This window comes from Microcoleus sp. Pol10D4, assembly GCF_036701555.1.
In the GTDB taxonomy this organism is placed as follows: Bacteria; Cyanobacteriota; Cyanobacteriia; order Cyanobacteriales; family Microcoleaceae; genus Microcoleus.
Genome location: NZ_JAUBRA010000021.1, coordinates 81,621 through 90,067, shown reverse-complemented (window position 1 = coordinate 90,067; position 8,447 = coordinate 81,621). Strand labels below are relative to the sequence as shown.

Genomic DNA, 8,447 nt, shown 5'->3' with positions numbered 1-8,447 from the left:
GGTTTAACTGCTTATCAATCCATTCAACAAGCTCTGTCTATTGATGGCTCCCTTTTTTCCCCTAGTTGAGCAATTACGGCTCCATTAATATAAATCCAGTTATTATGTTCTTTGCGCTATTAGTGGGGGCGCGAGTCGCTGGATTGGTCGGAGTTTTTCTGTCGCTCCCGATCGCGGGCGTGATAATCGGCCTCCTGGATATTGATGAAATGCGTGGGGAAAAGATAGAACAACCTTCTGGTTGATGTAGAAGCTAATTGGCTTGAGGTTTCGGTTAAGATATTTTGTTGTGAATCTCTGGGAGAGAAATTATGAAAGGTTTAAAGGGAAAAAACGCACTAATTACTGGAGCGAGTTCAGGCATAGGGCAGGCGATCGCCATTCGTCTTGCTCAAGAAGGTTGCAACATTGCCGTTAACTATCGCAAAAGCCTAGAAGAGGCAGAAGATACTGAAGAAATGGCGATGCAAAAAGCCTGTGGGCAGGCAGCAGAATGCGGGGTTGAAACGCTGCTGATTCAAGGTGATGTTTCTAAAGAAGAGGACATCGTGCAAATGGTGAATCAGGTTGTCGAGCAGTTCGGTCATATCGATATCCTGATTAATAACGCTGGGATTCAAACAGAAAGCGCCTCCCATGAAGTTCCAACGGATGAATTCGATCGCGTGATTGCAGTCAATTTACGGGGCGCATATTTGTGTGCGCGGGAAACCATTAAGCACCTATTGAGTGAGCAACGCCCTGGCGTGATTATCAATGTTTCGAGTGTGCATGAAATCATTCCCCGCCCGATGTATATCAGCTATTCCATCAGCAAAGGCGGCATGGGAAATCTGACTAAAACCCTAGCGTTGGAATATGCAAACCGAGGCATCCGTGTCAATGCTATTGCGCCCGGTGCAACAATTACACCGATTAATGAAAGCTGGACGGACGATCCAGAACAAAAGGCAGTAGTGGAAAGCCATATCCCAATGGGACGGGCAGGCACATCGGAGGAAATGGCAGCATCTGTTGCCTTTCTCGTATCAGATGAAGCAGCTTACATTACGGGACAAACGCTCTATATTGATGGTGGATTGACCCTCTATGCTGACTTTCGCGAATCTTGGTCTGCGTAAGTTTTGTTGGAGAAACTATTTGGAGGAAATAGGCGATCGCTGTCATTTTACCTAAAAACGGATTTGTTTGGGCGATCGCTTTCTTTACTCACCGCACACTAGACTAAACCGCACTAAGGTGTCATGCAGATATGATTGAACGTGGCAGCCAGGAAGTCATTGCGGATGAGTTAGACCGCCAAGATGCCAAGTAGTGGTATCTTGTAACCTCTCACTTAAGAAGAATTAAAGCAGGTATTCTACTTCATAAACTTGGAATATGTGGTAGCTGGTGTGGGTTTGCCGTTGTTATTAAGTGTGCAACACGACCCAATTAATGCAATTTTGTCAAGTCCCGTTCGTTGGCATGATTAATATCAAATCCGGGGTTCATCGTCCTGCGTAAAATCGAGTCAACAGTCAACCACGGACGGTGCAACCGGAATTTATATAATTCATCTGCGTTAATCTGTGTTTATCTGCCTGTATCTGCGGTTTAAAAAAGAGAATTTCTCAGGCCGCAGATGACAATGGATTGACGCTGATTCATGCAGAGGTCGAGAATATAGATATAAATAATTTCCATGCTAACAGATTGATTTGATATAATCTCGTCTGAACAAGTCTATTCACCTTGACATTAGAGAGTTAAAAGTATGTCCGATAAACCGAGCAAAAATGATACATCATTAAATCCATTTCCGCTCAAAAATCTTGACGATTTGATTCGTCCTTTTATTGTTCCACCAAAGCAGCAAATTATTGTGCCATCAGAGCCAGGAATTTCTCTAACAAAAGACTATGACCCAGCTTACAAAGCCAATCATCTAAAGAAGTCGAAAGCTAAAAGTCAATTAAAAGAAGGTATTAAAGCTTTAGCAGAATATCAAGATATTCTGTATGCCCAAAAAACCCATGCTGTACTAATCATTTTTCAAGCAATGGATGCGGCGGGTAAAGACAGTACGATTAAACACGTAATGTCAGGAATCAATCCCCAAGGGTGTCAAGTGCATAGCTTTAAAGCGCCATCGACAGAAGAGTTAAATCATGACTATTTATGGCGTTGTTCCAAAGCCCTACCAGAACGAGGACGGATTGGAATTTTCAATCGCTCTTATTATGAAGAAATCTTGGTAACACGAGTTCATCCAGAAATCCTAGAGCAGCGACCAATTCCATCTAGTTTAATCGACAAGGATATTTGGGAGCGACGCTTTGAAGAAATCAACAACTTCGAGAAGCAATTAGTCAATAACGGGACGATCATCCTCAAGTTTTTTCTCAATGTGTCTAAGGAAGAGCAGCGAAAACGTTTTTTAGAACGGATTAATCGTCCTGAAAAAAACTGGAAATTTTCTGTTAATGATGCTAACGATCGTACTTTTTGGGATGAGTACATAGCTGTCTATGAAGATATGTTTAATCACACCAGTACGGACTATGCTCCTTGGTACATTATCCCAGCCGATCACAAATGGTTCACTCGTCTTGTAGTAGCTGGCATCATTTACACTCAGTTGAAGCAACTGAACCTTGAGTATCCCAGTGTCAGCGAAGAAAAGCGTCAAGAACTTTTGCAAGCAAAGCTAATTCTTGAGAGCGAGTAATTAAGGTAACGATGAAATCGGGTTAGCCATAATCTGTCACTTTAGAACGATTAAAGCTGGTAAGTTTAGACGAAAAGAAAGATATAAACAGCTCTTTTATCAATCCATAACTTCTTCTGACTCACTCTACAATTCACTTCTCGGCTTTTGTAACTTAGCAAAAATCCGCTTTGAGGAAATTTAGCATTAACAGTCTCTTATTTTGGCCTATTACTTTAGTGTGAGGAATTTTCCAGGAAATCTCTACTTTCGTGGCTGGTGGATTGGATAACGGTGCAGAAATTACCTACAGCCGAAAGCCGAACTATATTAACATTAAGCAGGTTTTTTAGGCGGTTAGCGTCGCGATCGTAGGATTTACTCTAGTGCTGGCGATCGCGCAAGAATAGGCGCTTTTGTGCTCGTTTTCGTGCATTGATTTGGGTACGCAATCGCATGATAGACAAGTTGCAGCATAAATTACCAAGGAGTCTCAATGCACATTAATTAGTTCGCAAAACCATCACCACCTATGAGGAACTAAAAGATATGAGCGCGAAGTTGGGTTGAGAAGAATTATCGCAAGGCGATCGTAAAGTTGTATTCCCATCGCGGGCTTGAGAAAGTTTTCTCACACAACCTTTCTTTACAACAACACAGTTTACGGGTTTGACAGGTAAAATAGTATAATTATAAGATACCTTAGAAGGATGCGATCGCATCCTCAATGAGGAGTTTTCGGATACACCCGAAACATCCCTCTAGATGATCGGCTCAATTGAAGAAGCCATAAAAGTAGAAAATATCCGTCTTAAAAAAGGGGGAAAATTAATTTTCCTTTTTAACGGTTACTCTGGGGGATCTAAATTCCGAAAACTGGAAAAAAAATTATGACTTCTATGCAATAATAAAGACCGTCAGAAATGCAGCTTAAATTTGTCTTCCCCACCAAAAGCCTAATCAAAACAACTGCGCTCAAAGTAATTGCGGAAGCAGAAAATGGAAGATAGTGGCATTTTAAATTGGCTGGTTGTTGCCTTTTTGGTATTTTTGCAAGGGTTAACAATGCACCCATTGCTAGAAGCATGGCGCAAGATTCCTACTTTGAACCAACCTGAAACTTGACTGATTAAACTTTGCTATGACAGAAACAATTAATCCGCTTTATCTAGCCTCCGAACTGGCATTAAATAATGGCGATGGCTTAGGGCAAATAAGCTCTATTTTGGTAGTAGGAGTGGTGACTGCATTAGCGGGAATTGCGCTCTTTTCTATCTTAAGATTACCGTTAAGTTTGTTCGCTCCAGAATTATTGACCCAAACTTATATTCGTGTAGTGGTTGGCTCCAAAAACATACTTTTGGTGTTACTAACTTTCTCAGCAATGGAAGTAATGTTACTTCTAATTCCTCCAAGCAAATCGCTTAGTTTAATCGAGTCTTGCCTGAGTATTGGCATCACTATACTTAGCGGCTGGATGCTGTCAAGACTATTTAGAGAATTTTTTAACACCACAATTTTAGGAGTAACTTTTGAGTCAAACCCCAAAGTTAAAGGCGAGTCAATCTTCTTAATTCGGTATTTTGGAGACTTTGCGATCGCTGTAACGTTAATTTTAGTTTTTTGTATTAGCCATAACATCAACGTTGTCGGCATAGTTGCCAGTTTGGGGATTGGAGGTATTGCCATTGCCTTTGCCGCTCAAAAGACTTTAGAGCAATTTTTGGGGGGGATTGTCTTAACCCTCGATCGCCCGTTTACTGTTGGTGACTATATCGGCTTATCCGATGGGCCTACGGGTAAGCAAGGTACTTTTGGTAGAGTAGAAAGTATCGGCTTAAGATCAACCAAAATTCGCACTTCTGGTAAAGGCACGCTCACAATTATTCCGAATAATGCGCTTACCCAAGCTACCATTGAAAATTTTTCAGGTGCAAAGAAAGTCATGTCTGTAATGATACTTGAGTTTCTTAAATCAATATCTGCCGATGAGCAAGCATTGATCCGCCAAATTGTGATGGACTGTACTATGGATATTTTTGGTTTAGATTGGCGTAGTACAGAGGTTTCTTTTAGTGAAAATCAGGCTCAAGTTTCCTTTTTTATTCTGGGTTCTAATGAGTTATCGATGGAACTAAGACGACAATTGCTGGATTTGGCTACCCAAAAAATTACTAAGCAACTTCACAAACATGATATTTCTTTTATCCTTAACCAACCAACGATTTATGTGGATGCCCCAATTTCTATCTAAACAAGTAATTAGGCGAGCAATTAAACTGACTAGCTTATTTTTAGTGGGTTGTTTGTTGGTGTTTACTCCCATGAGTTTTGCTCAAAATCCTGCTCAAAATTTTAGTCAGGGTTTTGTTAATGGCAGTGCGCCGGTGGTTGTTGATGGGATTCCCCTTTTTAAATTGCAAGCTGTGGAGCGATTTACAGCAAAGGAGCGCACCCAATTTGCTAATAATATTCTCATGGAGGCGATCGCTACTGATCAACCCATAACTTTTGATGTGCAGAATGATGATAGTACCAGCGCTACTTCTATTTCCTTAAATAATAACTACCTTCTCACCGTTACAGCAAATGATGTTCTGCCAGGGTTTTCTCGAACTCAACAAGCTAATCAATGGCGGGCTATTCTAGAAACAGCGATCGCCAAAGCTAAAAAAGAACGCACTCCCCAATATCTTTGGCAGAGAAGTCTATGGATTTTGAGCGTAATCGCAGCGCTGATCGTAGTGCGGCTTTTTTTGGGACTAGCAACCAGAATATTTAAGTTTCAAACTGGAATTTTCAGCAAGATTTTTTTTAGTTTGAGCTGGGGTGCGATCGCCATAATCAGTTCCGAGTGGTTTCCCATCTTACGCAGTCTACGCTATCAGTTTCTTTCCCCATTTTCTCAACCCGAATGGCTGATATTTTTTGGAACACTAGGAGGTTCTTTTGTATTGAGCCACTACGCTACAGATTTAGTAAAATTAGCGCTTAAAAAACTAGCTCCTCCTGCCCTAGAAACTATCTATATAGAAATTGTTCAACCGAGCGATCGCCTTTTGGAATTTGCAGTTCTCAGTATTGGTATCAGTTGGTCTGTGAGCTTATTAGAACCATTAGTACCAGTCGTTTATAATCTCCTAAAGCCGATTGTCAATCTATTTTTAATTGGAAGCTTATATTGGTTATCTGTAAAACTAAGTAGCCGCTACCTGCGTACCTACGGATTCAAATTGGGCGGCAAATTTAGCCCTAGTAGTGATGATGCCATTCTAGTGTTTGAGACCATTATTCATATCTTGATCTTTATTGGAGCTTTAGTCGCCTTTGCCAGCAGCCTCAACTTTGACTTGATTGGATTGGTGGCAAGTTTGGGGTTGGTGGGTTTAGCCGTCGCCTTTGCTGCTCAAAAAATTCTCGAACAACTGATTGCGACTTTAGTTCTATATCTTGATCGTCCTTTTGTTACTGGTGACTACATCCGCTTACCAGGTGGAGAATTAGGAAAAGTAGAAAGTATTGGTTTGCGCTCAACCAAAATCCGTTCCCTTGGTACTGGCACAATTATTGTGATGCCCAATTCTATCCTTGTAAGTGTAGAAATTGAAAACGTTACTCTTGCCAAAAAAATCATGGTGTTATTTTATATGGACTTTGCTAGTGTTTTAGAGGAACGAGAATATGCCCTAGTGCAGCAAGTGATCATGGAAAAAACAGCTTACCTATCAGGGATTGATACTAACAGCACAAATATCTCTCAGGCTGATGGAACCGGAAAAAGATTAAGGGTTAGTTTTGCAATTTTAGGTTCTCAAGATAATGCGATTGAAGTGCGTAAACGTCTACTAGAGTTGGCAAGGGCTAAAATTGCCAAATCGCTCTCGATCCATGGGATTGTCTTTACGATGGAAGACCCTACAGTTTATGTGCAGTCCCCGATTACAATCTGATTATTGTTTTGGAGTGTTCAACTTAGGAATTAAAAATCAATAAGTTGCACAATTAAACCCCAGAAGCCTTGCTCCCAGGTAAACTATTGCTCTATTAGTCACCTTATTTATTTTTCATTCCTTATGACGACATTCCACTAGAATGACAGGAATAGGACTGGTTTCTAAGACGGCTTGAGAAACCGATCCTACTAGCACTTCTTCCCAAGGTTGATGCCCTCGTTTCCCGATCACAATATCTGTTACTTGCCGAGCTTGCGCCACGCGGACAATCTCTTCAGTCACAGTGCCAGAAAGACTCAGGAACTCATAGCAAATATCTGATAAGAGTCGTTGTGCTTGTTCTTGTAATTGGGCGATCGCCTTTTTATCTCCCAGGTTATCCACATACAAAACAATCACATCCCCATCACTGCGCCGAGCTAAGTCTGCGGCCTTAGTTAAAACATCTGTTGTTAAGGGGGAAGCGTCTACTGCTGCGAGAAAAACTGGACGACCGGAAATAGCTACTTTGGTCGGGTCTACTTCGCCTTTTTCTAATAGTTTGGGAGCAAAGGTAGGAATTGCCCAAGCACCCAAGGGAGCCGTTACTAAAATTGAGAGGGCTGCGATCGCCAAAATCGTCTCGCCACCAGCAATGCCCTGAGCTAGAGGAATCGCCCCAATCGCCGCTTGCACCGTTGCCTTAGCGGAATTTCCTGGTAGCAGAAACAGCCGTTCTTTCCCAGTCCAATTACTACCCAAGGTGGAAAGATACCAACCGAGCGATCGCCCAATCAGAGTCCCGATCGCCAACACAAGCAAACCAACCAGTAAGGTATTCCCTAATACATTAAGTTGAATACTGGCTCCCAGCAGCACAAACAAAATAATTTCCGCGATCGTCCACAAATTGTCAAAGCCACCCCGCAATCTTCGTGCTAAAGGCGCATCCAACTCAATCAGGAAAAACCCCGCCGCCATGACAGCTAAATAGCCAGAGAAAACCGGAATATGTTCGGCTGATACTACCAGCCCAAGGGCAAAGCCAGCAGCGACTAGGGAGTCCTGAACCGCAGTTTGAGTCCAGTTTTGCTTGACTAATAGTGACACCAAAATTCGAGCAGTTACCCATCCCAAAAGCACCCCCAAGGTAATTTGGATGAAGATTTGAAATGGCAGCAATTGCAGAGGGCTGAGGGTGATTCCTCCCAGTAAGGTAATGGTTGTAGCTTTCCCTTGGGACAGAAATGCTAGCAGTAGGCTAAACACCAGCAAAAGCAATACATCTGACAAGGCACTTCCAGTCAGAATGGCATCGGGAATTCCTTTTTTTACTCCCCAACCTAGACTTTTTAACCGCAGCATTCCGGGAACAATTACTGCTGGAGATTCTGCGCCAATGATGCAGCCTAGCAGTAGCCCCGTCCAAAAATCAAACTGAAGTAGCCACATCGCAGCGACAGCAATGGCGATGGCCTCGCAAGCTGCAGGCAGAAAGCCTAATCGCAGCGCCACGGTTCCCTGTTGAGATAGCTTTTCGCGATCGAGTCCTAACCCCGCCTTCATCAAAATCACCATCACAGCAATGGTGCGAAGGGAATTCGCTGCGCCCAAAACCTCTGGGCTAATGACATTTCCCAGTTGCGGGCCTAATAAAATGCCCACCAGCACCATACCTACCAGTGCAGGAGCTTTCAGCCGTCGAGCAATCTGCCCGACAAAAAAGCCCATTAATAAAATCCAGATAATACTTTCTAACATCACGCCCCCTTGAAGCTGAATGGATGAACGTGACTTGTAGGGGAAAGATCGAGCCATCCGCACCA

Annotated in this window: 7 protein-coding genes; 6 read left to right on the top strand and 1 reads right to left on the bottom strand. The window is 42.5% G+C overall.

Annotated elements, in window-relative coordinates:
* Positions 1 to 104 precede the first annotated feature (104 nt).
* The 6 genes from QUA36_RS13325 to QUA36_RS13300 all read left to right on the top strand — a co-directional run bounded on the left by QUA36_RS13325 (position 105) and on the right by QUA36_RS13300 (position 6,639).
* Positions 105 to 245 carry a hypothetical protein gene (locus tag QUA36_RS13325; protein WP_333457945.1) on the top strand — a complete coding sequence of 47 codons (141 nt, stop codon included), beginning with the start codon at positions 105 to 107 and terminating at the stop codon, positions 243 to 245.
* Between the two features lie 66 nt (positions 246 to 311).
* A complete protein-coding gene (locus QUA36_RS13320; protein WP_333457943.1) occupies positions 312 to 1,121 on the top strand; it encodes a glucose 1-dehydrogenase in 810 nt (269 codons plus the stop codon).
* Positions 1,122 to 1,756: 635 nt separating this feature from the next.
* Positions 1,757 to 2,710: a polyphosphate kinase 2 family protein gene (locus QUA36_RS13315; RefSeq protein WP_333457941.1), complete on the top strand. Its 954-nt coding sequence runs from the start codon at positions 1,757 to 1,759 to the stop codon at positions 2,708 to 2,710.
* A gap of 978 nt (positions 2,711 to 3,688) precedes the next feature.
* Positions 3,689 to 3,814, top strand: a complete 126-nt coding sequence (locus QUA36_RS13310) for a hypothetical protein (protein ID WP_333164391.1) — start codon at positions 3,689 to 3,691, stop codon at positions 3,812 to 3,814.
* A gap of 16 nt (positions 3,815 to 3,830) precedes the next feature.
* Positions 3,831 to 4,943 carry a mechanosensitive ion channel domain-containing protein gene (locus QUA36_RS13305; protein WP_333457939.1) on the top strand — a complete coding sequence of 371 codons (1,113 nt, stop codon included), beginning with the start codon at positions 3,831 to 3,833 and terminating at the stop codon, positions 4,941 to 4,943.
* On the top strand, positions 4,924 to 6,639 hold the full coding sequence (locus QUA36_RS13300; protein ID WP_333164387.1) for a mechanosensitive ion channel domain-containing protein: 1,716 nt from the start codon (positions 4,924 to 4,926) through the stop codon (positions 6,637 to 6,639). Before QUA36_RS13305 ends, QUA36_RS13300 begins: the two co-directional genes overlap by 20 nt.
* Positions 6,640 to 6,753: 114 nt before the next feature.
* Here QUA36_RS13300 and QUA36_RS13295 read toward each other — a convergent pair whose 3' ends face one another.
* Positions 6,754 to 8,382, bottom strand: coding sequence for a cation:proton antiporter (locus tag QUA36_RS13295; RefSeq protein ID WP_333457948.1), 1,629 nt, complete (start codon positions 8,380 to 8,382; stop codon positions 6,754 to 6,756).
* Between the last annotated feature and the right edge of the window lie 65 nt (positions 8,383 to 8,447).